Raw genomic sequence first — 23,808 nt, 5'->3', positions numbered from 1 at the left:
CTTCTGACCATGCGCAAGCCCTTCGCCCTCGCGGCGGTCCTTCCCCTCGTGCTCACGGCCGCGGCGTGCGGCAGCAGCGACTCCTCCGGCAGCACGTCTTCAGGCCCGGCCGGCAAGAAGGTCGTCTACGTCCAGGGCATGTCCGGCATCCCGTTCTACCAGACGGTTTCCTGCGGAGCGGCCGAGGCGGCCAAGGCGGCCGGCATCGAGTTCTCGTCACAGGGCGCGTCCGAGTGGGACGTCGCCAAACAGACGCAGATCGTCGACGCGCTGGTGGCCTCGAAACCGGACGCCATCATGATCTCGGTGACCGACACCAAGGCGATGATCGCCCCGCTGATCAAGGCCAAGGCGGCCGGCATCCCGATCATCGGCATCGACGACAACCTGCAGGACGAGTCGGTGATGAACACCTACATCCAGTCCGACTCGATCGAGGGCGGCAAGCTGGCCGGCAAGAAGATGGGCGAGCTGCTCGGCGGCAAGGGCGCGGTGATGGCGCTGAACAACGAGCCCGGCACCCCGATCGGTGACGCCCGGGTCGACGGCTTCAAGCAGGGCATCGCCGAGTTCCCCGGGATCAAGTTCCTCGGCGTGCAGTACACCCAGAACACCACCGCCAAGGCCGCGAACATCACCTCGACCACGGCGACCTCGAACGCGGAGTTGAACGGCATCTTCGGCGTCACCACCAACAACACCGAGGGTGCGGTCACCGGCCTGCGCGAGGCCAAGAAGACCGGCGCGGTCAAGGTCGTCGGGTACGACACGTCGGACCCGATCGTCGAGGCGCTCAAGAACGGCGCGGCCGACGCCCTGGTCGTGCAGTACCCGTTCGGCGAGGGCAAGGCCGGCATCGACTCGGCGCAGAAGATCTGGGCCAAGCAGGACGTGCCGAAGAAGCAGAGCTCGCCCTTCGTCGTCGCCACCAAGGACAACCTGTCCACGCCCGAGGTGCAGGAATACATCTACAAGATGGACTGCGCCTGATGGGGGACAACGCGGAGGAGACCGGCGGCCCGATCATCGGGCCGACGCTCGGGGACGGTCCGTCGAAGCGCACCATGCCCCGCGACTACCGCATCGCGCTCAAGCCGGCCAACGGCACCGACACCCGGGCCGCGGCGGCCGTCCGGGAGGCGACCGGTCGCCGCCAGTCGATGAACGGCTTCGAGGACACGTACGTCGACGTCATCGACTACATCCTGCGGATCACCCACCGCATCTGGGAGGACCAGGACGTCGGCTACATCTACGACACGTACGCCCCGGGCTGTTTCGTCTTCGACGACAGCGGCGCCAACTGGGGCGTGGAGCGGGTCGTGACCGGCACCATGCAGAGCCTGCACGCTTTCCCCGACCTGCGCTCGTACGCCGACGACGTGATCTGGGCCGGCAGCGACAGCGAGGGGTTCGTCACCTCGCACCGCTACATCACCACCGGACACCACCTCGGCCCGTGGCAGTACGGCCCGGCGACCGGCCGGCCGGTGACCATGTGGGGCATCGCCAACTGTGTGGTCAAGGACAACGAGATCTTCGAGGAGTGGGTCCTCTACAACACCGCCACCAAGCTGGCCCAGGTCGGCGTGAACGTGGCCGAGGCGGCCCGGGCGTACGGCAACGAGATGCACGCCTTCCCAGCGGCCGGTCGCTACCTGCCCGAGGTGCACCGGCTCGAGGGCGGCCGCAAGCCCGAGTACTACCCGGAGCTGGCGCCGGGCGAGTTCGACCCGGAGCACTTCGCCCGCAAACTGTTCCACGACGCGTACAACCGCCGGGATCTGTCCACGATCGACCGGGCGTACGCGACCACGGCCCGGTGGCGCAGCGCCTCCAACCGATCCGGCACCGGCCCGCAGGACGTCAAGGGCTTCGCCCGCAGCCTGATGGCGACCTTCCCCGACCTGGGGATGCGGGTCGACGAGGTCTACTGGATGGGCAACGACGCCGACGGCTACCGGCTCTCGGTGCGCTGGTCGGCCTCGGGCAGCCACCGCGGCTTCGGCCTGTACGGCAGTCCGACCGGTCGCCGGGTGCGTCTCTGGGGCATTTCCCAGCTGTACGTGTCGGTCACCGAGCACGGGCCGCGGGTGACCGAGGACTGGACCATGTTCAACGAGTTCGACGTGATGGCCCAGATCCTGGCCGACGAACCCGCGCAGCTCGTTCCATGACCGGGCCGCTGCAGGTCGCGTGCGTGCAGCTCGCCCCGGTGGCCGGCGCGGACGACGACAATGCGGCCCGGTCGGTGGCGGCCGTCGCGAGCGCGGTGGCGGGCGGAGCCGGGCTGGTCGTCCTGCCCGAGCTGGTGACGAGCGGGTACCCGTTTGAATCCGTACGGGAAGCACGCTCCTCGGCTCTGCCCCCGGACGCGCCGATCTTTGCCGAATGGGCCCGCGCGGCCGGTGACGCGGTCGTGGTCGGGGGGTTCGCCGAGCGCGGCGGCAGCGGCAAGGTCTACAACAGCGCCGTGCTGGTCGACCGCACCGGCGTGCGGACGGTGTATCGCAAGACGCACCTGTGGGACAGCGAGCACCGCTTCTTCACGCCGGGCACCGCGCCGCCGCCCGTGATCGACACCGCGGCCGGCCGGATCGGCGTGCTGATCTGCTACGACATGGAGTTCCCGGAGATGACCCGGGGGCTGGCCGCGCGCGGTGCCGAGGTGCTCGCCGTGCCGGTCAACTGGCCGCTCGTCGACCGGCCGGTCGGCGAGCGTGCCCCCGAGGTGGTCATCGCCATGGCCGCGGCGCGGGTCAACCGGCTCGCCATCGCCTGCTGCGACCGGTCCGGAGACGACCGCGGACAGGTGTGGACCGAGGGCACGACGATCATCGGCGCCGACGGCTGGGTGCTGGCCGAGACCCCGTACGCCCGGGGTGACCGGGGCCTGCCGATCTGGGGCAGCGAACCCGACGGGCTCGAGGTCGTCCGCGCCCGCCTCGACCCGGCCCGCAGCCGCGACAAGACGATCTCAGCGCACAACGACCTGCTCGGCGACCGTCGCCCCGACGTGTACGCCGCACTGATGGGAGATGCTCAGTAATGGCCACTCAGGTGAAGTCCGCCCTCCCGGCCGAGCGAGCGGTCACCGACCCGGCCGTCGCCGCCACCGTGACCGGGATCCTCGACGACGTCGGCCGCCGCGGTGACGCCGCGATCCGCGAGTACAGCGAGAAGTTCGACAAGTGGTCGCCCGAGTCGTTCCGGCTGTCGGCGGAACAGGTCGCCGAGATCGTCGCAACCGTGCCCGAGCAGGTGATCGAGGACATCCGGTTCGTGCAGGACCAGGTGCGCCGGTTCGCCCAGCACCAGCGGGACTCGCTGACCGACTTCGAGGTCGAGACGCTGCCCGGGGTGTTCCTGGGCCAGAAGCAGGTGCCGGTGGCCGCGGTCGGCGCCTACGTGCCGGGCGGCCGCTATCCGCTGACCGCCTCGGCCCACATGACCATCGTGACCGCGAAGGTGGCCGGCGTGCCCCGGGTCGTGGCCTGCACCCCGCCGATCCGTGGCGAGATCCCGTCCGCCACCGTGGCCGCGATGGCAATGGCCGGCGCCGACGAGATCTATCTGCTCGGCGGCGTCCAGGCGATGGCCGCGATGGCGCTGGGCACCGCATCGATCCAGAAGGTCGACCTCATCGCCGGGCCCGGCAACGCCTATGTGGCCGAGGCCAAGCGGCAGCTCTTCGGTCAGGTCGGCATCGACCTGTTCGCCGGACCGACCGAGATCCTGGTGATCGCCGACGACGACGCCGACCCGTTCGTCGTCGCGGTCGACCTGCTCAGCCAGGCCGAGCACGGACCGGATTCGCCGGCCGTGCTGGTGACGACCTCGTCCTCGTTGGCGGAACGGGTGATCGAGCACGTCGACGAGATCCTGGTCGACATGCCGACCCGGGACATGGCCGGCCCGGCGTGGCGCGACCACGGGCAGGTCATCGTCACCGAGGGCCTGGACGAGGCGTACGCGGTGGCCGACTCCTTCGCCAGCGAGCACGTCGAGGTGCTGACCCGCGAACCCCGGCTGGCCCTGGAGAAGATGCAGCACTACGGCGCGCTGTTCCTGGGTGAGGGGACCTGTGTGTCGTACGGGGACAAGGTCATCGGCACCAACCACGTGCTGCCGACCCGGGGCAACGCCCGGTTCACCGGTGGCCTGTGGGTCGGCAAGTATCTGCGGACCGTGACCTATCAGGAGGTCGTCACGCACGAGGCGTCGGCCATGCTCGGGGACGTCTGCGGTCGCGCGGCCCGGGTCGAGCTGTTCGAGGGGCACGCCCGCTCCGGCGACGTGCGGGCCGCGAAGTATCGGGGCACGTCGTTGCCGTGGTCGGAGCACAAGTATGCCTGAGCGCCTGACCGGGCGTACGGCGCTGGTCAGTGGGGCCGGCAACGGTCTGGGGCGGGCGATCGCGCGCGCCCTGGACGCCGAGGGGGCGCGGGTCGTGCTGGTCGGGCGTCGTCGCGAGCCGCTGCTGGACACACTGGCCGCGCTCGGTTCGGCCCGGGTCGCCACGGCCGACGTGTCCGACCCGGCCTCGGTCGACGCGCTGCGCCACGAGCTGCGCGACGAGCAGGTGTCGATCCTGGTCAACAACGCCGGCGTGGCCGGGCCGGTCAAGCAGCTGACCGAGATCGAGCCGCACGAGTGGGACGAGGTGTTCGCCGTCAACGTGCGCGGCGTCTACCTGATGTGCCGGGCCTTCGTGCCGGGCATGGTCGCGCGCGCTTCGGGCGACGTCATCAACGTCGCTTCGGTCACCGGCAAGAGACCCCTTCCCGGCCGTACGCCCTATGCCGCCTCCAAAACCGCAGTGCACGGGCTGACCGTCACCCTCGGGTCCGAGGTGGGCACCGCGGGAGTACGGGTCAACAGTCTGTCGCCGGGTCCGGTCGCCGGTCCGCGGATGGAACGCAATTTCCGGCTCGAGGCGGAGCGTTCCGGCATCACGGTCGAGGAGGCCGAACGGGCCTTCGTCAGCCGGTCCTCGCTGGGCCGGATGGTCACCGAGACCGAGGTCGGCGACGCCGTCGTGGCGATGCTGGGGATGGGCGGGCTGCACTGCGCCGACATCGACCTGTCGGCCGGGATGGTGGCCCGGTGATCGATCTGGTGCTGCTGCCGGGGATGCTCGGCAGCAGCGCGGTCTGGGACGACGTCGTCGCGTTGCTGCCCTTTCCGACGCACCCCGCCCGTCTCGAGGCGCACGACAACGTGCCCGCCCTCGCGACCGCGGTGCTGGCCGGGGCGCCGCCACGGTTCGCGGTGGCCGGGCATTCGTTCGGTGCCGTGGTGGCCTTCGAGATGCAGCGTCAGGCGCCCGAGCGGGTGCTGGGACTGGCCGTGGTGAACGGCAGCGCCCGCGGACCCAGCGACGCGCAGCGGGCCGCCTGGAACTCCTGGCGTGAGCGCACCGAGAGCGGCGAGTTCGACACGGTGGTCGTGGAGCTGGCCCGGTCGACCCTGCCCGAGACCCGGCCGGACCTGGTCGGCCGCAACGCCGCCATGGGACACGCGATGGGTGCCGCCGCCTTCCTCCGTCAGCTGTCGGCGCAGCTGACCCGGCCGGACAGCGTGCCCGGCCTGCCCGCGATCGGGGTACCGACGGTGGCGGTGGCCGGCGCCCTGGACCAGATCTGCCCGCCCGCGCTGCAACACGAGATCGCCGGGCACGTCCCGGGCGCGCGGCTGATCACGCTGCCCGGCACCGGCCACATGTCGCCGCTGGAAAACCCGGTGGGCGTGGCCGGCGCGCTGCGCGCCGGGCTACTCGGAGCCTAAGGCCTACGGCCTTAGGTGGGTCGACCGCGGCACCGGCACCACGGGGTGCACGACGCGGCGGCCCAGCCCGGTGAACCCGCCGATCCGTTCCAGCAGAAGGGATACCGCGCTGCGCAGCATCTCGTCGAACGGCACCCGGATCGTCGACAGCTCGACCAGCGGCCAGGACGCGGTCTCGATGTCGTCGAAGCCGACCAGCGCCACATCGCGCGGCACCCGCAGGCCGGCCGCGTGCGCCGCGTTCAGCGCGCCGATCGCGATCGTGTCGTTGGCGCAGAACAGAGCGGTCGGTGCCGTACGCCCTCCGGTCACCTCGGCCAGCGACCGGAACCCGTGGCTCATCTCGAATCCGCCGTAGCGCACCCACCGGTCGGGCAGGTCGACGCCGGCCTCGGTGAGCACCCGCCGGAAACCGGCCTCCCGCTCGCGGCCGGTGCTGGTGTCGGCCGGCCCGAACAGCGCGCCGATCCGCTCGTGCCCGGCCTCGAGGAGCATGCGGGCGGCGGCGGCCCCGCCCTCGGCGTCGTCGGCCACGGCGGCGTCGACGTCGGGGTCGGAGCTGTGCCGCTGCACCAGCACGACCGGGATGCCGCGGCCGCGCAACGTGTCGGGCAGCGTGGAGGCCAGCCGGGAGGCGCTCACGATCACACCGTCGACCGAGCCGTCGGCCAGCTGCGTCTCGACGTCACGCTCGCCGTGCGACGCGACCAGGCCGAGTTCGTAGCCGTGCCCGGCCAGTTCGTCGTGCATCCGGCCGACGAGCAGCGGCCACAGCGGGTTGTCGAGGTCGATGACCATCGCCACCCGGTTGGTGGCGCCGGTCGACAAGGCCCGGGCGCGCGAACTCGGCACATAGTGCAGTGCCGCCGCGGCTTCGAGGACCTTTTTCACCGTACGGGATCCGATGTTCGGGTCGTTGCGCAAGGCTCGGGACACAGTGGACTGGGAGACGCCCGCCGCACGGGCGACGTCGAAGCTGGTGACCCGGCCCTCGCTCGCCATCGTCAGTAACCGCCGCCCGTGTCCGTCTCGTGCCCGCCCCGGACGGCGGTCCGTGACTCGGCCGTCGCGGACGGCTGGTCGCCGCGGACGGCGGTCAGCGACTCGGGGCCCGCGGACGGCTGGTTGCCGCGGACGGCGGTCAGTGACTCGGCCGTCGCGGACGGCTGGTCGCCTCGTACGACGGCCAGCGACTCGGCCGCCGCGGCCCGCAGCAGCATGATGTCGTTCATCGGCACCACCAGGTCGTAGCCCTGGTCGGCCAGCCGGCGGGCGGTTGCCGCGTCGCCGCAGAACGACCCGGCCGCCAGCCCGGCGCTGTGTGCGGCCTCGAGCACTTCGGCCCACGCCGCGTCGACCTCGGGCGTCGGCCGGCCTGGCTCGACACCGATCGACATGGCGAGATCGTTCGGGCCCACGAACAGACCGTACAGCCCCGGGGTGGCGGCGATCTCGCGCACGGCGGCCAGGGCCGGCGCCGACTCGATCATGGCCCAGCCCATCACCTCGTCGTTGGCCCGCGCGAGATAATCGGGCCCGCCCTGCAGTGCCGCGCGGGCCGGGCCGTAGCTGCGCCGGCCCAGCGGGGGATAGCGCAGCGCGGCCACGAAATCGGCGGCCTGTTGCGGGGTGTCGACGCCGGGGCCGATCACCGCGTAGGCGCCCGCGTCGAGCACCTTGCCGATCGTGGCCGCCTCGAGCGAGGGCACCCGCACCCACGGCTCGGCCGGCCCGGCGCTGACCGCCTGGAGCAGGGGCACGAGGGTGTCGAACCCGAACATGCCGTGCTGCAGGTCGATCGTCACCGCGTCGTAGCCCGCATGGGAGAGGGACTCGGCGACATAGCCGCTGCCGGTGGCGACCCACGCGCCGACGACGGTGCGACCCTGGGCCACTGCTTCGCGCACTCTGCTGTTCCGCACGGCGCACAGCCTACTACGTATGCATTGGCTATTTCATATTGCCCAGGCCTTGACGGTTCCGCGTCCCGGGCGCCTACAGTGCATGCGTATGCATTCGACTGGGAAGGTGATTTCCATGCCCGACGACGTCCACGTCTCCGCCGACGAGCTCGTCAGCCGGACCATCCTGCGTAAGGACCTCGTCCCCGACACCGCCGCGTTCCTGGACACCAAGATCCCGGGCAGCGAAACGAAGATCAACTACCCCCTGATCGGCCCCGGCGTCTCCGAGAACGGCGAGCAGGTCGTCCCGGTCGACGTCCCGCACGGGTTCAACCTCGGCGGCGCCGTCATGCCGGCCGGGACCATCAACAACCTGCATCTGCACTACACGGCCGAGGTCTTCTTCTGCTTCGGTGGCGAGTGGACGTTCCGCTGGGGTGTCGGCGGCGCCGACGGCGAGGCCACCGTGCGCGACGGCGACGTCATCTCCATCCCGACCTGGATCTTCCGCGGCTTCACCAGCGAGACCGACGACGCGTGGCTCTACACCGCGCTCGGGCGGGACGAGAGCGGCGGCCTGATCTGGGAGCCGTCGGTCATCGCCCGGGCGGCCGAGACCGGCATGTTCCTCTCGGCCGACCACCGGATCGTCGAGGTCGAGCCGGGCACCACACCCGAGGGCGTCGAACTGGTCACCCCGTTGACCCCGGCCGAGCTCGACGCGCTGCGCAAGGTGCCGCCGGCCGAGATGCGCGAACGGCTCACCCAGCCCGGCGACCTCCGGTGGCGCTCGGACGCGCTGCTCGACGCCGAACTGCCCGGCGGCGGAGCCGAGCTCGCCCTGGTCATCGGCTACGGCCTGACCGAGCACCGCGAGCAGGCGCCCCGGCTGGCCGACCCGCACGGCTTCTCGATCGCCTGGCTGCGCGCCGCGCCCGGCCACGGCATGCTCACCCACCGGATCGACGAGTCGCAGGTCCTGCTGGTCAAGAGTGGGCGCTGGCGGGTCACGCTCAACCGCGAAGACCCGGTGACGGCCGTCCTGGGCCCGTTCGACGTCCTCTCGATCCCGGTCGGAGCCTGGCGCCGCATCGAGGCCGTCGAGGGCGACGACGCCCGGCTCCTCGTGATGACGGGCGGGGACGGCCGCGTACGGCTGGATTGGGACTCTGAAGTGGTGGCCGACGCGCGGGCCAAGAATGTCGCCCTCGACGCCAACGGTTACCGGGCCCCGGCTCATTTGATCTGACCTCATCTGCATCCAGGGACGGCCGCGGTGACGAAGGAACGGGCGTAACGAGTCCATCGACGTTCACCCCGGGAGTTCCGATGCGTTCTCAGCCCGTCCGCCGCGCCGCCGCGATCGGCGCGGCCATACTGCTCAGCGTCGGCGGGGCCGCCGCGCTGGGCTCCGCCCCGGCCTACGCCAAGGCCAACTCGAAGGTCACGGTCGTCCACGGCATTCCCGGTCAGGCCGTGGACGTCTACGTCAACGGCAAGAAGACCATCCCGGACTTCCAGCCCGGAAAGGTCGCCGGGCCGCTGAGCCTGCCCGCCGGTCAGTACGACATCGCCCTGACCAAGCCCGGCGACGCCATCGGCAAGGCCCTGCTCAAGGTGGACAACGCCGAGGTGCCCGGCGATGCCAACATCAGCCTGGTCGCCCACCTGACCGCGGACGGCAAGCCGGCCCTGACGCCGTTCGTCAACGACACCAAAAAGCTGGCCGCCGGTAAGGCCCGGCTCATCGTCCGGCACGCCGCGGCCGCGCCCGCCGTGGACATCCGGGCCGGTGGCCAGCCGGTGTTCAAGGGTGTGACCAACGGCAAGGAAGGCAAGGCCGACCTGGACGCGGGCACCGTCTCGGCCGACGTGGTGCTGGCCGGCACCGACACCCGGGTGCTCGGCCCGGCCGACCTCGACCTGAAGGAAGGCACCGCGACCATCGTGTACGCGGTCGGCTCGGCCGACGACAAGTCCCTCGACCTGGTGTCGCAGTCGATCACCGGCCTGCACTCGGCGCCGGGCGGCGTCCCCAGCGGCGACGGCGGCATGGCCGACGGCAACGGCTCGCTGCCCTGGTACGGAGCCGGCGCGGTGGGCATCCTGCTCGCCCTGTTCGGCCTCACCCGGCTGGCGACCCGGCGTTCATGAGCTCGCTCGGTGGCACGCCCCGGACCCGTCCGGGGCGTGCCCTGCTCCTCGTGCTGCTCGGCGTCACCCTGGCCGTCACCTCGGGTGTCGTCGCCTGCCAGTCCGCGCCGGCCGCCGATTTCGGCACCCCGCCGGCATCTTCCGCCAGTGCACCGGGGCCGACCGTAGGCGTGCCGGGGCCGACCGCAGGCGTGCCGATCCAGGACGGTGCTCTGCCCCGGGGATCAGCCGCTGACGAAGCGCCCACGCGGCTGCGGATTCCCGCCCTCGACCTCGACGCGACGGTGGACGCTGTCGGGATCGACCCGGCGACCGGCGACTTCGCGGTCCCGCCGAGCGTGGACCAGGTCGGCTGGTACCGCTACGGCCCGGGCTTCGCCGCCGACGCCGGTTCCATCGTCATCGCCGGTCACGTCGACAGCGCGGCCGAGGGCAAGGGCGCGTTCTTCCGCCTCGGCGCCCTCGAAGCAGGCGACGCCATGACCCTGACCGGTCCGGACGGCCAGGTGCGGGCCTTCGAGGTGGTGGCTCGCGAGCGCTACCGCAAGGTGGCCATTCCGCTCGACAAGTACTTCGCCCGCGACGGCGCCGTACGGCTCACCCTGATCACCTGCGGCGGCCCGTTCGACCCCAAGACCCGGCACTACCGTGACAACGTTGTGGTCACGGCGGCGGTCCGCCCGGCCTGAGCGGGAGAATGGCAGACATGATCTACGAGGGGCAGACACGCGAACTCAACGACGGCCACCGGATCCCGCTGCTCGGGCTCGGTGTCTGGCAGGTGCGGGACGGGCGTCAGTGCGAGGACGCGGTGCGCTGGGCGCTCGACGCCGGCTACCGGCACATCGACACCGCGCAGGTCTACGGGAACGAGACCAGCGTCGGACGGGCGTTGCGGGGCAGCGGCGTACCCCGGGAAGAAGTCTTTGTCACGACCAAGCTCAACCCGAGCCGGCGTGACCCGGTGGCCGAGGCGGAGGACAGCCTGAAGCGGCTCGGCCTCGACTACCTCGACCTTTACCTGGTGCACTGGCCGCAGGGCGGACCGACCCGGGCCTGGGACGGCATGCAGCGCGCACACCAGCTCGGCCTGACCCGGTCGATCGGCGTCTCCAACTACGGTGTTCCGCAGCTCGGCACCCTCCTGCGGTCGGCCAGCACGCCGCCGGCCGTCAATCAGGTGCAGATCAGCCCGTACGAGTTCCGCCGCGCCCTGCTCGACGAGAGTGAGCGCCACGGGGTGGCCGTGGAGGCGTACAGCCCGCTCGGCACCGGCCGGCACCTCGGCAGCCGCGAGGTGGCCGGGATCGCCGAGCAGCACGGGCGCACACCGGCCCAGGTGCTGATCCGCTGGTCGCTGCAGCACGGCCTGATCGTCCTGCCCAAGTCGACGCACCGCGAGCGCATCGAGCAGAACGCCCAGGTGTTCGACTTCGAGCTCGGCCCGGACGACATGGCCGCCCTGGACCGGCTCGACCGCACCGGCGGCACCGGTGACTCACTGGAGCAACCGTGGTGGTGAGTCCCTCAGGGCCGCGGAGGCGGCCAGTTCGTCGCGGGCGGCGAGCCGGTCGAAGCCGTGGACGGGCGGATAGACGTACGGGCCGAGGGTGGCGATGAGGACGGCACCGATGGCCAGGAAGCCCATCAGAACCGGCAGGACCGGGTCGTAGCTGCCGAGCGAGTCGTAGCCCAGCCCGAGCAGCAGCGGCCCGAACGCCGAGCCGAGCACGAACGCGGCCTGCACCGAGCCGACCAGCCGGCCGAAGCTGCGCATGCCCAGGTAACGGGTGATGAGCAGGGCCAGCAGGTCGCCCTCGATGCCGAACGCGACGCCGATGAAGCCGACCGCGGCGGCCGCCCCGGCGTACGGCAGGTCCAGGAAGAACAGGCCGAGGATGGGCGCGAGCATCACGATCGGCCCGACCACGGTGCCGTGCACGCGGTCGATCAGGAGGCCACCCGCCACCCGGCCCACCAGGGAGGCCAGCCCGAAGATCACCAGCAGCGAGGCGGCCTGGTCGTCGCTGAGGCCACGGTCGGTCATCATCGGCACCAGGTGCACCTGCAGGCCGGTGACGACCACGCCGACCAGGCCCAGCCCGACCGCGATGCCCCAGAACTGCCGGGTGCGGATCGCCTCGGCGAAGCTCCGGCCGGGCAGTTCCTGCTCTACCAGGCGGCCCCGCATATGTCGTTCGGCGCGCGCCCGCACGAACAGCGTGACCATGGTGACCGGCACGACGACCGAGATCAAGGCCATGATCCCGTACGCGGAACGCCAGCCCACGGCGTCGATCAGCGCCCCGGCCAGCAGCGGAGCCAGCGCCGCGCCCAGTCCGATAAGGCCGGTCACCACGCCGACGGCCAGCGCGCGGTTGTTGTCGAACCAGCTCACCACGGCCCGGGAGGCGGGCACCATGGTCGCCGCCCCGAAGAAGCCCACGAAGAAGCAGGGCAGCAGGTAGGCCAGGGCGACCGGCGGCATCAGCCCGATCAGCGCCATCGAGCCGGCGAACAGCACGAATCCCGGGATCAGCAGGTAGCGCGCCGCGAACCGGTCGACGATCCGGGCCACCGCCAGCAGGCCGATCGCCATGCCGAGCGCGGCCACCGAGGCGGCGGCGGTGACGGTGGTGCGGCTGAACCCGGTCTCGGCCGAGATCGGATCCACGAACAGGCCGAGCGAGGCCAGGTACATCTGCGGGCCGAAGGCGGCCGCCACCCCACCGCCGACGACCACCCACCAGGGACTGCGGGGCCGGCTCATGCGGCGGCGGCGAACGGGGCGCGGGCCAGCCGTTCGGAGACGTCCCACACGCGGGCGGCATCCTCGGCGCTGCGCAGCGGCGGGTAGAGCCGCTGCTCGGCCGGGCGGCCGCCGAGGTTGCCGGGGCCGCTGGGCCCGTAGAAGGCGCCGGGGTGGGTGGCCGCCATCAGCGCGGGCAGCCCGGCGGTCTCGGCGGTGCCGATCAGGATGCCGCGCGACGACAGGCCCTGGATCAGCCGGAACTGCGGGGCGTCCTGGCCGCGGCCGATCTCGGGGCGGGCGGCCAGCAGGCTGGTCGGGGCGACGCCGGGGTGCGACAGGTTGCTGGTGATGCCCCAGCCGTTCGCCTCGCTGCGCCGCTGCAGTTCGAGTCCGAACAGCCCGAAGGCGATCTTCGACTGGCTGTAGGCCCGCATGCCGTGGTACGAGCGTTCCCAGTTCAGGTCGTCCCAGTTGATGGTGCCCCGACGGGCGGCGACGCTGATCTGCGAGGTGACCCGGGCCCGGCCCGCCCGCAGCAACGGCAGCAGGTGCCCGACCAGCGCGAAGTGGCCCAGGTGGTTGGTGCCGAACTGCAGCTCGAAGCCGTCGGCGGTGGTCTGCCGGGCCGGCGGGCGCATCACCCCGGCGTTGTTGATCAGCAGGTGGATCGGATCGCCCTCGGCGCGCAGGGTCTCGCCGAGGGCGGCGACCGACGCGAGCGAGGACAGGTCGAGGGCGCGCAGCGAGACCCGTGCGCGTGGGTTGTCGCGGCGGATGCCCGCGATCGCCCGGTCACCTTTGGCCGGGTTGCGGACCGGCAGGATCAGCTCGGCGCCGGCCGCGGCCAGCCGGGTCGCCATGATCAGGCCCATCCCGTCGCTGGCGCCGGTGATCACGACGCGCTGGCCGGTCAGGTCGGGAACGGAGATGTCGATCGGGGTGCGTGTCATCGGAGTTCTCCTCGTGCGGTCGGCTGATTTCGAGAATCAGCCACCGCCGGAGACGCATCCAGGACCTGTCGATCCCCGGCTCACCGATCCGGTTGCCGCCGGCCTGTTGCTCCCCGGCTCACCGATCTGATTGCCGCCGACCGGCGAACCAGAACCAGACGGCCAGCGCCGCGAGGATGACGCCGAGCGCGGCCAGCCCGATCACGACGCCGGTGGGGAGGCCACCCGATCCGGCCGGGGGAGCCGCGGCTGCGGAGGGAGCCGCACGTTGTGCCGGGTCGCCCACGGTGAACCCGTACGAACCCTGCACGGTGTGCCCGTCCCGGGAGACGACCCGATAGGCCACCGTGTAAGTGCCGTTGCCTATCGGCTGGGTGAGTGTCGCCGTAGCCTCGGAACCGTCGACCGCCGGGGCCGACAGCGGCAACCGTTGCCGGCCCGCGTCGCTGAGCACGACGGTGACGAACTCGGGGTTGAGCTTCTCGCTGAAGGTCAGCGTCACCGCCGTCGGTGCCGTGGTCAGCGTCTGGTCGCGGGCCGGGACGGCCGACAGCAGCTGCGCGTGCGCCCAGGCCGGGGCGGCCGGCGCGAGCACGGCCACGACCGCGGCCAGGGCGAGCAGGATCCGTTTCACGCCAGCACCTGTTCGCCGATCCAGCCGTCGTCGGCGCAGCCGGGCGGGACCGCGAAGACGGCCGAGCCGATCGGGGTGATCCATTCGTTGAGCAGGTCCTTCTCGGCCAGGCGCTGCTGGATGGGTACGAACTGGCGGGCGATGTCGCGCTGGTAGGCGGCGAAGATGAGCCCCGCGTCGGGCTGTCCGGCCGCGTTGGGCGCGCCGTCGTAGTTGTACGGCCGGCGCAGGATCTTCAGCGTCGGATCGGTGACCCGGGCCCGGGTGACGTGCGAGAAGTCCGGCATGGCGGGCAGCCCGGAGTCGTCCAGCTGGGCGAAGTCGGGCTCGTCGTGCTCCTGTGTGCCGCTGAGTGGCGCGCCGGACTCGAGGCGACGGCCGACCGCGTTCTCCTTGTCGCTGACCGCGAGGATGTCCCACTTCTCGATCTCGGCCCGGACCCGCCGGACGACCAGCTGGGTCGAGCCGTCGGCGTTCCACACGGCCGGGTCGATCTCGGGGCCGCGGGGGTTGGCGGTGCCGTCGAGCTGGCCCATGACGTTGCGCTGGGTGTGCTCGGGGGCCTGCACGCCGGGGCTGCGCCGGAAGCCCTGCTGGACCCACCGGACGGCCCCGAACGGGCGGGCGTCCTTGATCAGCATGCGCTGGGTGTGCGCGACCGTGAGCGGGTCGTCGGCGCAGATCTGCAGCAGCAGGTCACCGCCGGACCAGCGCCGCTCGAGCCGGTCGATCGTGAACGTGGGCAGGTCGGTGACGGGCGACTTCTGGCCGGCCGCGCGGTAGAGGCCGGGACCGAAGCCGAAGGTGACGGTCAGCCGGGCCGGCAGCACGGCGAGCGTCGCATCGGTGTCGCCGAGGGCCGGCGCGCCCGCGGTGAGGCGGCGCGCGTCGTCGGTGAGCAGCCGCATCATCCGGGCCAGGGCGCGCCGGTCGACGCCGCCGGCCAGGGTGAACGCCACGAACGCGGCGTGTGCGGGCGGATCCTCGGCGACACCGGCCTGGCGCGGGCCGTGGAAGTCCACGGTGGCCGTTCCGGTGTCGACGGTGGCGGCCGCCGCGACCGTGACCGGGGTGTCGTCCCGGCCGGTCGCGGCGACCACCGCGGCGCCCGCCGCCACACCGAGGCCGGCGGCTGCGCCCCCGGCGAGCAGTCGGCGCCGTGAGGTCACGGCGCCATGCTTCCCATGTCGCTGGGGGCGTAGCTCTCCTCGGCGCCCGCGAAGGGCTTGGCGATCGCGGTGAACGGGACGGTCGCGCCGTCGGCCAGCTTCAGCGTGAACGTGAGCTCGTCGCCGGGCTCGATGGCCTTGGCCGGCTTCATCAGCATCAGGTGGTCACCGCCGGGCGACAGCTCGTGGGTGCCCTTGGCCTTGATGACGAAGCCGCCCTCCTTGGGCTGCATCACCATCTTGCCGTCCTTCATCGTCATCTCGTGCAGCTCCAGCGGGGAGTCCGGAGACTCGGCGGAGGTGATCGTGATGTCGGCGTCGGTGCCGTTGACCAGGGTGCCGAAGGCGGCGGTCATCTCACCCGCCGGGCCCGCCTTCACCCACGGGTCCTTGACCGTCACGGTCGCGGCGGCCGACGGGGCCGGGGTGGGCGTGCCGCTGCCCGCGGCGTCGGTGCCGCCGCAACCGGCGAGGCCGAGGGTGGTCAGTGCGCCGGCCAGCACTACTGCGGCCCAGGTGCGAACGTTTCGCATGATGTCCGTTTCTCGAAGAGGACGACGGAGCATTGGTCCGGTCCCGGGCCGGGAAAGTTCCCGGCACCCCGGCGCTTTTCGGAGTACCGCCCCGGGCGGTGAGTCTTCGCACCACCCCGCGCCCCTTCTCGTACGGCCTAGCTGGACCGGAAGCACGGCGTCGCACCCGGCCACCAGTTGCAGACGCGATACCTGATCACCGGCGAGTGCACAGAATCCTGATCACCTGCGTTTTCGTAGGTGTGACCCGGTTCGACGAACGTATGCGTGAAGGTATGGCGGAGGGAGAGAATCTGCCGACGGATCCAGCGCGGGTGTATGCCCGGATCCAGGAGCTGAGCCGCACCTACCGGCTGCGGCGGCGGATCGTGCAGTCGGCCGGCGGTGCCCTGCTGGGGGCCGGGGCCCTGGCCGGCGTGGTCCAGATGCACGGGTTCCTGCAGGGCGGAACCGCGGTCGTGGCGCCGTCGCCGGCGGTCGCGTCGCGGGTGGTGGAAGTACCGACCCGCCTGCCCTCGCCGTCCGAGACGTTGCCGTCCGAGACGCCGCCGCCCGGTCAGGCCGAGATGGACGCCTTCTTCGCGGCCGGATACAGCTGGCCGGATGCCGAGCGCCTGGCCCGCCTGTGGCACTACCGGGATCCCACCGACGCCAAGGTCGAGGCGGGCCGTCGCCTGCTGGCCGGCAAGCGGCTCCCGCGCTGACGAAAAAGCGGGCCGGCCGTGTCGAAACACGGCCGGCCCGCCCCGATGAAATCCGGACTAGCCGCGGCGCCACTTCTGGTTCGCGCCGCCGTGGCACTCCCACAGCACCAGCGTGGCGCCGTCGTTGGGGTTCCACGCCTCGATGTCGGCGCACTTGTTGGCCTGCGGGTTCACCAGGTCACCGGCGGCCGACAGCACCCACTGCTGGGCCGGGTTGCCCGAGCAGCCGACGATCTGCAGGATCGCGCCGTTGGCGGTCGAGCCCCACGCCACGTCCAGGCACTTGTTGTTGCCCGTACGCAGGGTGCCGTTGACGAACTCCCACTTCTGGGCGGCCGAGCCGTTGCAGTTCCACATCTGGACCCGTACGCCGTCGGAGAAGTTGCCGTTCGGAATGTCCAGGCAACGGCCGTTGAGCGCGCTGATGACCGCGCCGCCCGCACCGCCGCCGGTGCCGCCGCCGCTGGTGACCAGGGCGATGCCCCAGCGCGACAGGATCGGGTTGACCGGCTGGAACCAGGTCTGCGGGTTGGCCGAGCCACAGCCGCCGGAGATGCCCGAGGTGACGCCCTGGGCCTGGTTGCCGGCGATGACCGAACCACCCGAGTCACCCGGGTTGGCGCAGGCGCTCATCCGGCTCATGCCGTACACCGGGCCGTTCGAGTAGTTGATCGTCTCGTTGCGGCCCTGCAGGGTGCCGCAGGTCCACGACGAGGTGCGGCCCGAGCGGCAGATCGACGAGCCGATGGCGGCGTCGTTCGAGCCGGCCACGATCACGTTGCCACCGGCGTAGTTGTTGACCCACGGCTGCGGGGTCCAGTTGCCGTTGGCCGCCACGTACGCCATGTCGGTGTTCGGGAACTCCGACTCCTGGAAGCTGCCCAGGTCGACGTTGTTGAAGCCCTTGACCGGGGCGCCCCGGCCGCCGCAGTGACCGGCGGTGACGAAGCCGGGCGCGCCGCCGCGGCGGGCCGGGAAGCCGACCGAGCACAGCGTGTTGCCGTTGATCACGTACTGGTCGCCGCCGCGGATGTCGTAGACCGGCTTCGGCGCGATCGCGGCGGTCTCGATGGTGATGTCGGAGACACCGCTGGCCTCGGCGAACGCGCGGGCCTCGGCCTCGGCGCCCGGCTTCACGGAGACGACGACGCTGTTGGTCGCCGGGTCGATGCGCCAGGTCCGGATGGCGTCGTCCGCCTTCGCGCCGCGCTTGTCGAGCTTCGCGCGGTCGGCCGCGAGCGCGCTCTCCCCGCGGTCGACGATCTCGGCCTCGGCGCCCTCGGCGCGGACCTGCTTGGCGGCCGCCTCGGAGGTGACGGCGACGGTGAGCCGCTCGTCGCCCTTCTTGATCCAGGCACCGCCGTACGCGTTGCCCAGCTTCGCCTTCAGGCGCTTCTGCACGATCGGGGCCGCGGCCTCGGTGCGGAGTCGCTCGGCGACCTGCTCGTCCGAGGTGAGCTTGAGGTCGCGCTTCATCGCCTTGACCACACCGGCCGGCAGGTCCAGCGTCTGCGGCACGTCGACCCGGGGATAGGCCGTGGGCTCGGGTTTGTCGTCAGCGAAGCTGATCAGGGGGGTCAGGCCGACCGCGGTCACCGCAACCGCGGCCACCGCCATCCACCGGTACGGGCGAGCCAAGGGGAGCTCCTCGTGGGGGATTCTGGGGGGAACGTGAGCAGATAGGTCCGCCCACTCGCATTGAAGTCTGCGTATCACTTAAGAAGGTGTCAAGAATTGCCCGTACGCCGTGACCTGGTGTTTGGTGGTCGGTGGCCTTAAGGGAAATTCGTAAGACTCCCTTATGAAAATGGTCGACGGATAGTGTCGTGCCGCTGCCCCGGAGTGAGGTAATCGATCCACACCACGTCGCCGCTGTCCAGACGCAGCGTCACCGTCGCGTCGCGTGGGACCGGCACCGGGAGGGTCACGTCGGCCCAGTTGGTGGCCGCGCCCCGGTTCGGCAGGGCCACGCTGTGCCGGGCGACGCCGTTGACCAGTACGGTCAGGTTCACGTTGTCCGTGGTCGTGGCGTAGCGCAGGCCGAGCGCGGTGCCGCCGGCGACATGGTCGAACGCGAGCGAGGCGCCGTTGGCGTAGATCAGTGCGGTCCGGTCGTTCGAGGCGGTCGGGTCGGCGATCGCGATGCCGGTGGTGCCGCCGTGGGGCAGGTCGGCGTACTCGGCCTCGGAACGGCCCGGCCCGGAGAAGTCGGGTGCCTCGAACGGGCGGGCGCGGCGCGGGCCGTGTTCGTACAGGGACCTGCTGATCTCGTTCTTGAATCTCGCCAGGATCAGCGGGTCGGCCTGGACGCGACTGTCGCCCCAGTAGCCGTTGGCGCAGGAGCCCGGTCGGCAGTTCCACATCGACTGCGACTTCCAGTCCGTGTTGATGTAGGCGACGCCGCGGATGATGTCGCGGTTGCGCTCGACGAACCGGAAGTAGGGGCCGTACCAGGTGTCCCAGATCTGCTGGGCGGTGACCGGCACGGTGGCGTGCGGGCCGCCGGTCGCCGGGTCGGCGAAAATGCAGCCGGCCGTCTTGTTCTCGAGGTCGAAACCCTGGGGAGCGGACTCGGAGACGAACACCGGCTTGCGGTGCCGGCGGGCGAAGTCGAGCAGGGACTGCTGCACCCGCAGTGGCGTCGACGCGATGTTCTCCGGCTTCTCGCAACCCCACTGGTAGCGGTCGAACTGCTCGCCGTAGAAATGCGACAGCCCGGCCCAGTCGACGTAGGCGTCGCCCGGGTACCAGCGGTCCCAGTGGCCGGCGGCGGTCGCGTCGAAGGGCGCCTTCTCGACCCGCGGCCACGACGCGGTCTGCCAGACGGTCGCGATCCGGCGCGCGCCGAGCTGGTCGATGCGGCGGGCGATGTAGCGGTAGGCCTGCTTGTAGAGCTCGGGGTCGTACGCGTTCCAGGCCCCGTCGAACTCGTAGCCGATCCGCAGGAACACCTCCCGCCCGGTGCGGTCGAGATAGGTGAGGAACTCGTCGAGCCACTTCCGGTAGCGGGCCACGGTGGCGGCGTCGCCCGTTCCCGCGTACGCCTTCAGCGGCGTCTGCGCCGGGTCGGACAGGTACAGGCCGACGGCCAGCCCGCCGCCGAACTCGTTGATGGTGGCCGGGAAGTCGTTCTCGCCCGAGCCGTAGTCGGTGGGCTGGAACATCCCGCTCATCGGCGCGCCGACCAGATTGGTGTAGAGCGTGACGCCGGCCGGACGGGGGAACCGGGGGTCGGTGTCGAGCACGTCGTCGCGGAAGTCGCCCAGGGTGGTGCTGTCCTGTCCCATGTAGAACAGCACGCGACCGCCGGACGGCAGGTTCCGGGCCGACAGGGGGCGACCGGCCTCGGCCGGGTGCGGTGCGACGGCCAATGCGGCGGTAGTCAGCAGAGCAGCGGCCACGGCCACCGCCGTACGGCGGAAAAGGTGTTTCGGCACGGGGTCTCCTCGGATGCCGGCGGCGGCCGACCGCGATGACCGCAGGTCGACCGCCGGGACTGCGGCGACCCTAGGCCCGCACCGGAGCGGTGACCCAGACGTTTCGAAAGACTCATTGATATGCGTCGATGCATTTGTCAGGATGGCGGCATGACGAGTGTGCGGCGGCTGGTTTCGGTCATGTCCGTGATGCTGCTGGCCGGTGCCTTCGTCGCCGCACCGGCCTCGGCCGCGCCGCCGGACACCCCGTGGCGCAAGCGGCACTGGCCGCAGACCCAGCCCTGGCAGGTCGACGAGGCGGTGGCGCTGAACGGGAAGAGCGGTCCGCAGCCGATCGACCCGCAGCGGTACGAGTTGCCCGACACGATGACCTGGGACGACTACAAACCGGTGCCGGGTACGAAGTGGGCCGACCCGTCCGTACGGGGGTCGGAGCGCAACTTCAACGGTGCGCTCGTGCTCGTCGACTACCCGAACCAGCCGTTCGTGGTCACGCAGCCGGCCGGCTCCACGATCTACGGCAACCCGTCCGGCGTACAGAATCTTGCTCGGAATGACGTTCCCGGGTTCTATCGCGACTTCCTCAACAAGCCGGGGGCGCTCAACCGCGGGCACACCATCCACGAGTACTGGATGGAGGACTCGCTCGGGAAGTTCGGCATCGAGCTGAGCGCGTTCGGGGTCTACCAGATGCCGTCCAAGAGTCACGAGTACGGCATCGAGGGCCAGTTCCAGCGCGGCGCGGGCTGCCCGGCCGGCGACACCTGCAACCGGAACCTGCGCACCGACGCCCGCGCGGCCTGGGTCGCCGCCGTCGGGGAGGCCGAGGTCGCCCGGTACGACTTCGTGTTCTACCTGTCGGCCGGGCAGGACGAGTCGGCGACCTGGCAGGAGTTCGGGCCGATGAAGTTCACCACCAAAGAGGACGTCACCGACGACTGGGGACCGCCGGACACCGCGCTGCCCAACTGGAACGCCACCCGCTACGTCGACTGGACCTCGTGGCAGGCGTCGGCCAACATCTGGCCCAACGCCACCCAGGGCAGCTCACTGCAGGCCGAGAGTTCGGGCATGTCGACCTACGCGCACGAGTTCAGCCACATCCTCGGGGTCGGTGACAACTACAACAACCCGTACGGGATCCCGGCCCGCCGCGACTACAGCGGCCCGTGGGAGATGCTCAGCCGCGGCACCTTCAACGGACCCGGTGGCCCGCACAGCCGCTGGCTGATCCCGGGCACGGCCGGCTCGTCGATGGGCGCCCAGCACATGCTGCGCAACAAGATGAAGCTCGGCATCGCCGGCCCGGTCCTCAACCTGTCCCGCGACGCGCTGGCTACCTCGGGCCTGGTCGTGACGCAGGTGACGGCCCGCTCGGCCGGGTCGGGCGGCATCAACGTGACCCTCGACGGCGGTGACCGCTCGCCCGCGTGCAACGACCCCCTCTGCGACGGCGGCGGTTACGACAACTACACGCTCGAGGTCGTCGACCGGATGGGCTTCGACAGCTTCACCCCCGACTCCGGCGTGCTGCTGGCCAAGACCAAGAACGCCGACGCCGCCCCGTTCATCTGGACGATCGACGCCAACCCGCAGGACATTGACAAGGTTGACTTCGTGCTCCCGGACGGCACCCCGCAGAAGATGACAATCGGCGACTACCGGCAGCTGTCCGACGCCCTCTTCCACGCGGGCACGGGTTCGGGGAGCCGTTTCGAGTACGTCGACACCGCGAACCGCCTGCACTTCTACGTTCTCGACCGATCCCGCAACCGCAAAGGCGTTCTCTCGTACGATGTAGCCGTGCGCTCCCTCGACGGTGCCGGCCCGGCCACCCGTGCGGTCCGCGCGTTCCCGGCCACGGCCCGTCGCGACTCTGCGGGCTGGGCGCGCTGCACGATTCCGGTCCGCAACACGGGCGCGGCCACCGATGTCTTCCGCGTCACCGCACCGGGCGCAAGCCTTCCCCGTACGGTGACAGCAGTCCCCGCCGGCCGGTCGTCCACGGTGGACGTGTGGCTCTTCGGTCGCAACCGTGCCTCGGTGACGGTCACCTCCGAGAGCGACTCGGCCGCAACAGCCACCACGACGTGCCGGGTCACCCGATGAGGCGGCGAATCTCGTCGGCGATCAGGGCGGGTTCGGTGATCGGCACGTAGTGGCCCGATCGCGCGGCGACGACGTGGCGCCCGGCCCGCTCGGCGTGTGCGGCGTTGGCCGCGGCCCGGACTGACGCGCTCATACCGTCGCCGGGCCGGCCGCCGGAGATGACGGTGACCGGGATGTCGCCGAGCCCGGGCGGGTTGCCGCGCCAGAGGGCGAGCTCGTCGAGGAACGTCCGCGCCTGCGCGATCTGGGTGCGGACGGCGGAGGTCGTGAACGCTTCGCGGACCATGTCGGCCCGGACGTCGGCCGGGACGGCGTCGAGCAGGAAACGGTACAGGCGCGGGAGCAGGCCGGTCCGGGCCAGCACCAGACCGGCCGGCCCGGCCAGCTTCTCCGCGCGCCGGAACGTCCGTCCGAACAGGACCGTGGCCGCCTCGTCGGTCGGATCGACGAGCACGAGCCCGGCGATCCGGTCCGGGCGGCGGGCGGCGGCCAGGCGCACGATCGGGCCGCCGGCGCTGTGCCCGGCCAGGACGAAAGGCCCCGGCCCGATCCCGTCGAGCAGGTCGTTGAGGTCGTCGGCCATCCGGTCGAGCGTGCGGCCGTGCGGGTCGGGGGCGGACCGGCCGAGCCCCGACCGGTCGTAGACGACCGCCCGTGCGAACCGGGCCACCAGCGGCTGCACCAGCGCCCACGACGAGCGGCTGCCCGCCGCGCCCGCCTCGAAGACGACGGTCGGTGCGTCGCTCGCCGGGGGAGCGGGCAGCGACGCGGTGTGCAGACGCCGCCCGTCGCGCGTGGTCACCCAGCTCGACGGTCCCTGCGTGTGCGCGGTGCCGTAAAGGTTCAGCCGGTACGCGCGGGTCTGCGGCAACGCTTTCAGCGCGGGCATGAGCACCCGGTACGGCATCGGAAGCGTACGGCGTACGGCGGATTGTGCCCCGACCGTGCTCGAGTCGAGCAGCCGCAGTCCCGGGTGCCAGCTCTCGACGGCATGTGGGTCGTCGCAGGCCCACTGCAGCGGCGCGGACATCTTCCGCAGGGCGTCGTGCCGGTGCTGGTTGCGGATGATCCAGCGGCCCCAGGTGTCGAACGCGATCCGGCCGTCCGGAAACCGCTCGGCGATCCGGGCGACGGCGGCCCGGGCGTCCGCCTCGGCGAGATAGGTGAGCACCGCCTCGGCGACGAAGAAGTACGGCCCCGGGCGGGACGCCACGGTGTCGAGCCAGTCGTCGTCGAGCACCGACCCGGCGATCATGGTGCGCCGCTCGGAGTCCGCGAAGAACCGCCGGCGCAGGGCCATCGAGTCGGGCAGATCGAGCTCGACCCAGTGGGCCGTGCCGTTGCCGAGGCGCTCGAACCGGGTGTTCAGCCCGGCGCCGATCTCGACCACGGTGCCGTGCGGGAACTCGGTCAGGAACTCGCGCACCCAGTGGTCGAACACCATGCCGCGCAGCACCGAACCGATCAGGCTGCGGCCACCGTCGAACTTCGCGAAGTCGTAGTCGATCGCCGCGACCAGCTCGGCGGCCCGAGGATCACGGACGAGCGGGCGGCTCTTGCCGCTCTCGACGGCCCGTCCGTACAACGGAATCAGGAGCGTTTCCTGTACGGCGCCCAGGTCGACCTTCATGGAAAGTTAGGCTAGCCTAACTCGCGACCTACGGCCCGAAGAGTC

Annotated in this window: 22 protein-coding genes; 12 read left to right on the top strand and 10 right to left on the bottom strand. The window is 71.4% G+C overall.

The features are described from left to right. Positions 1 to 9: 9 nt before the first annotated feature. From KOI35_RS31915 to KOI35_RS31890, 6 genes are read left to right on the top strand one after another with little or no spacing between them, the layout of a single operon-like run. Positions 10 to 990 (top strand): ABC transporter substrate-binding protein, encoded by a 981-nt coding sequence (locus tag KOI35_RS31915; RefSeq protein WP_215792373.1) that lies wholly within the window; start codon positions 10 to 12, stop codon positions 988 to 990. Next, complete coding sequence (locus KOI35_RS31910; RefSeq protein WP_215792372.1) at positions 990 to 2,177, top strand: ester cyclase; 1,188 nt, start codon at positions 990 to 992, stop codon at positions 2,175 to 2,177. The genes KOI35_RS31915 and KOI35_RS31910 overlap by 1 nt, the downstream gene beginning before the upstream one ends. Continuing rightward, positions 2,174 to 3,049 carry a nitrilase-related carbon-nitrogen hydrolase gene (locus tag KOI35_RS31905; protein WP_215792371.1) on the top strand — a complete coding sequence of 292 codons (876 nt, stop codon included), beginning with the start codon at positions 2,174 to 2,176 and terminating at the stop codon, positions 3,047 to 3,049. Before KOI35_RS31910 ends, KOI35_RS31905 begins: the two co-directional genes overlap by 4 nt. Continuing rightward, complete coding sequence (gene hisD / locus KOI35_RS31900) at positions 3,049 to 4,356, top strand: histidinol dehydrogenase (protein WP_215792370.1); 1,308 nt, start codon at positions 3,049 to 3,051, stop codon at positions 4,354 to 4,356. The genes KOI35_RS31905 and hisD overlap by 1 nt, the downstream gene beginning before the upstream one ends. Then, a complete protein-coding gene (locus KOI35_RS31895) occupies positions 4,349 to 5,110 on the top strand; it encodes an SDR family NAD(P)-dependent oxidoreductase (RefSeq protein ID WP_215792369.1) in 762 nt (253 codons plus the stop codon). Before hisD ends, KOI35_RS31895 begins: the two co-directional genes overlap by 8 nt. Further along, positions 5,107 to 5,787, top strand: coding sequence for an alpha/beta fold hydrolase (locus tag KOI35_RS31890; RefSeq protein ID WP_215792368.1), 681 nt, complete (start codon positions 5,107 to 5,109; stop codon positions 5,785 to 5,787). The genes KOI35_RS31895 and KOI35_RS31890 overlap by 4 nt, the downstream gene beginning before the upstream one ends. A gap of 3 nt (positions 5,788 to 5,790) precedes the next feature. On the opposite strand, the gene KOI35_RS31885 is transcribed toward KOI35_RS31890, so the two are convergent. Together KOI35_RS31885 and KOI35_RS31880 are read right to left on the bottom strand one after the other, a co-directional pair. After that, positions 5,791 to 6,789, bottom strand: coding sequence for a LacI family DNA-binding transcriptional regulator (locus tag KOI35_RS31885; RefSeq protein ID WP_215792367.1), 999 nt, complete (start codon positions 6,787 to 6,789; stop codon positions 5,791 to 5,793). A gap of 2 nt (positions 6,790 to 6,791) precedes the next feature. Continuing rightward, complete coding sequence (locus tag KOI35_RS31880; protein WP_215792366.1) at positions 6,792 to 7,709, bottom strand: HpcH/HpaI aldolase family protein; 918 nt, start codon at positions 7,707 to 7,709, stop codon at positions 6,792 to 6,794. 115 nt (positions 7,710 to 7,824) lie between these two features. On the opposite strand from KOI35_RS31880, the gene KOI35_RS31875 reads away from it, so the two are divergent. The 4 genes from KOI35_RS31875 to KOI35_RS31860 all read left to right on the top strand — a co-directional run bounded on the left by KOI35_RS31875 (position 7,825) and on the right by KOI35_RS31860 (position 11,367). Next, entirely contained in the window at positions 7,825 to 8,940 is a 1,116-nt protein-coding gene (locus tag KOI35_RS31875; RefSeq protein ID WP_215792365.1) for a cupin domain-containing protein, read from the top strand. Positions 8,941 to 9,020: 80 nt separating this feature from the next. Continuing rightward, positions 9,021 to 9,845: a DUF4397 domain-containing protein gene (locus tag KOI35_RS31870; RefSeq protein WP_215792364.1), complete on the top strand. Its 825-nt coding sequence runs from the start codon at positions 9,021 to 9,023 to the stop codon at positions 9,843 to 9,845. Beyond that, positions 9,842 to 10,534 carry a class F sortase gene (locus KOI35_RS31865; RefSeq protein WP_215792363.1) on the top strand — a complete coding sequence of 231 codons (693 nt, stop codon included), beginning with the start codon at positions 9,842 to 9,844 and terminating at the stop codon, positions 10,532 to 10,534. Before KOI35_RS31870 ends, KOI35_RS31865 begins: the two co-directional genes overlap by 4 nt. A 17-nt stretch (positions 10,535 to 10,551) precedes the next feature. After that, positions 10,552 to 11,367, top strand: coding sequence for an aldo/keto reductase (locus KOI35_RS31860; protein WP_215792362.1), 816 nt, complete (start codon positions 10,552 to 10,554; stop codon positions 11,365 to 11,367). Here KOI35_RS31860 and KOI35_RS31855 read toward each other — a convergent pair. The 5 genes from KOI35_RS31855 to KOI35_RS31835 all read right to left on the bottom strand — a co-directional run bounded on the left by KOI35_RS31855 (position 11,344) and on the right by KOI35_RS31835 (position 15,886). Continuing rightward, the gene (locus KOI35_RS31855) at positions 11,344 to 12,615 is read right to left on the bottom strand and encodes an MFS transporter (RefSeq protein WP_215792361.1); all 1,272 of its coding nucleotides are present in this window, start codon (positions 12,613 to 12,615) and stop codon (positions 11,344 to 11,346) included. The genes KOI35_RS31860 and KOI35_RS31855 overlap by 24 nt on opposite strands. Continuing rightward, positions 12,612 to 13,547: an SDR family oxidoreductase gene (locus KOI35_RS31850; protein ID WP_215792360.1), complete on the bottom strand. Its 936-nt coding sequence runs from the start codon at positions 13,545 to 13,547 to the stop codon at positions 12,612 to 12,614. Before KOI35_RS31850 ends, KOI35_RS31855 begins: the two co-directional genes overlap by 4 nt. A gap of 118 nt (positions 13,548 to 13,665) precedes the next feature. Next, positions 13,666 to 14,181: a copper resistance CopC family protein gene (locus tag KOI35_RS31845; RefSeq protein WP_308121237.1), complete on the bottom strand. Its 516-nt coding sequence runs from the start codon at positions 14,179 to 14,181 to the stop codon at positions 13,666 to 13,668. After that, a complete protein-coding gene (locus KOI35_RS31840) occupies positions 14,178 to 15,350 on the bottom strand; it encodes a Dyp-type peroxidase (RefSeq protein ID WP_215792358.1) in 1,173 nt (390 codons plus the stop codon). The genes KOI35_RS31845 and KOI35_RS31840 overlap by 4 nt, the downstream gene beginning before the upstream one ends. Further along, entirely contained in the window at positions 15,347 to 15,886 is a 540-nt protein-coding gene (locus tag KOI35_RS31835; RefSeq protein WP_438870640.1) for a copper chaperone PCu(A)C, read from the bottom strand. Before KOI35_RS31835 ends, KOI35_RS31840 begins: the two co-directional genes overlap by 4 nt. 311 nt (positions 15,887 to 16,197) lie before the next feature. On the opposite strand from KOI35_RS31835, the gene KOI35_RS31830 reads away from it, so the two are divergent. Continuing rightward, positions 16,198 to 16,587, top strand: coding sequence for a hypothetical protein (locus tag KOI35_RS31830; RefSeq protein WP_215792356.1), 390 nt, complete (start codon positions 16,198 to 16,200; stop codon positions 16,585 to 16,587). Between the two features lie 57 nt (positions 16,588 to 16,644). Here KOI35_RS31830 and KOI35_RS31825 read toward each other — a convergent pair whose 3' ends face one another. Together KOI35_RS31825 and KOI35_RS31820 are read right to left on the bottom strand one after the other, a co-directional pair. Further along, positions 16,645 to 18,225, bottom strand: coding sequence for a ricin-type beta-trefoil lectin domain protein (locus KOI35_RS31825; RefSeq protein WP_246614068.1), 1,581 nt, complete (start codon positions 18,223 to 18,225; stop codon positions 16,645 to 16,647). A gap of 161 nt (positions 18,226 to 18,386) precedes the next feature. Next, complete coding sequence (locus KOI35_RS31820) at positions 18,387 to 20,024, bottom strand: carbohydrate-binding domain-containing protein (protein WP_215792355.1); 1,638 nt, start codon at positions 20,022 to 20,024, stop codon at positions 18,387 to 18,389. 150 nt (positions 20,025 to 20,174) lie between these two features. Here KOI35_RS31820 and KOI35_RS31815 point away from each other — a divergent pair, with 150 nt between their 5' ends. Then, entirely contained in the window at positions 20,175 to 22,133 is a 1,959-nt protein-coding gene (locus KOI35_RS31815) for a M6 family metalloprotease domain-containing protein (protein WP_215792354.1), read from the top strand. On the opposite strand, the gene KOI35_RS31810 is transcribed toward KOI35_RS31815, so the two are convergent. Next, positions 22,123 to 23,763, bottom strand: coding sequence for an alpha/beta fold hydrolase (locus KOI35_RS31810; RefSeq protein ID WP_215792353.1), 1,641 nt, complete (start codon positions 23,761 to 23,763; stop codon positions 22,123 to 22,125). The genes KOI35_RS31815 and KOI35_RS31810 overlap by 11 nt on opposite strands. Between the last annotated feature and the right edge of the window lie 45 nt (positions 23,764 to 23,808).

The organism is Paractinoplanes bogorensis (genome assembly GCF_018829635.1).
In the GTDB taxonomy this organism is placed as follows: Bacteria; Actinomycetota; Actinomycetes; order Mycobacteriales; family Micromonosporaceae; genus Actinoplanes; species Actinoplanes bogorensis.
This window is presented reverse-complemented; position numbering and strand designations above follow the sequence as displayed.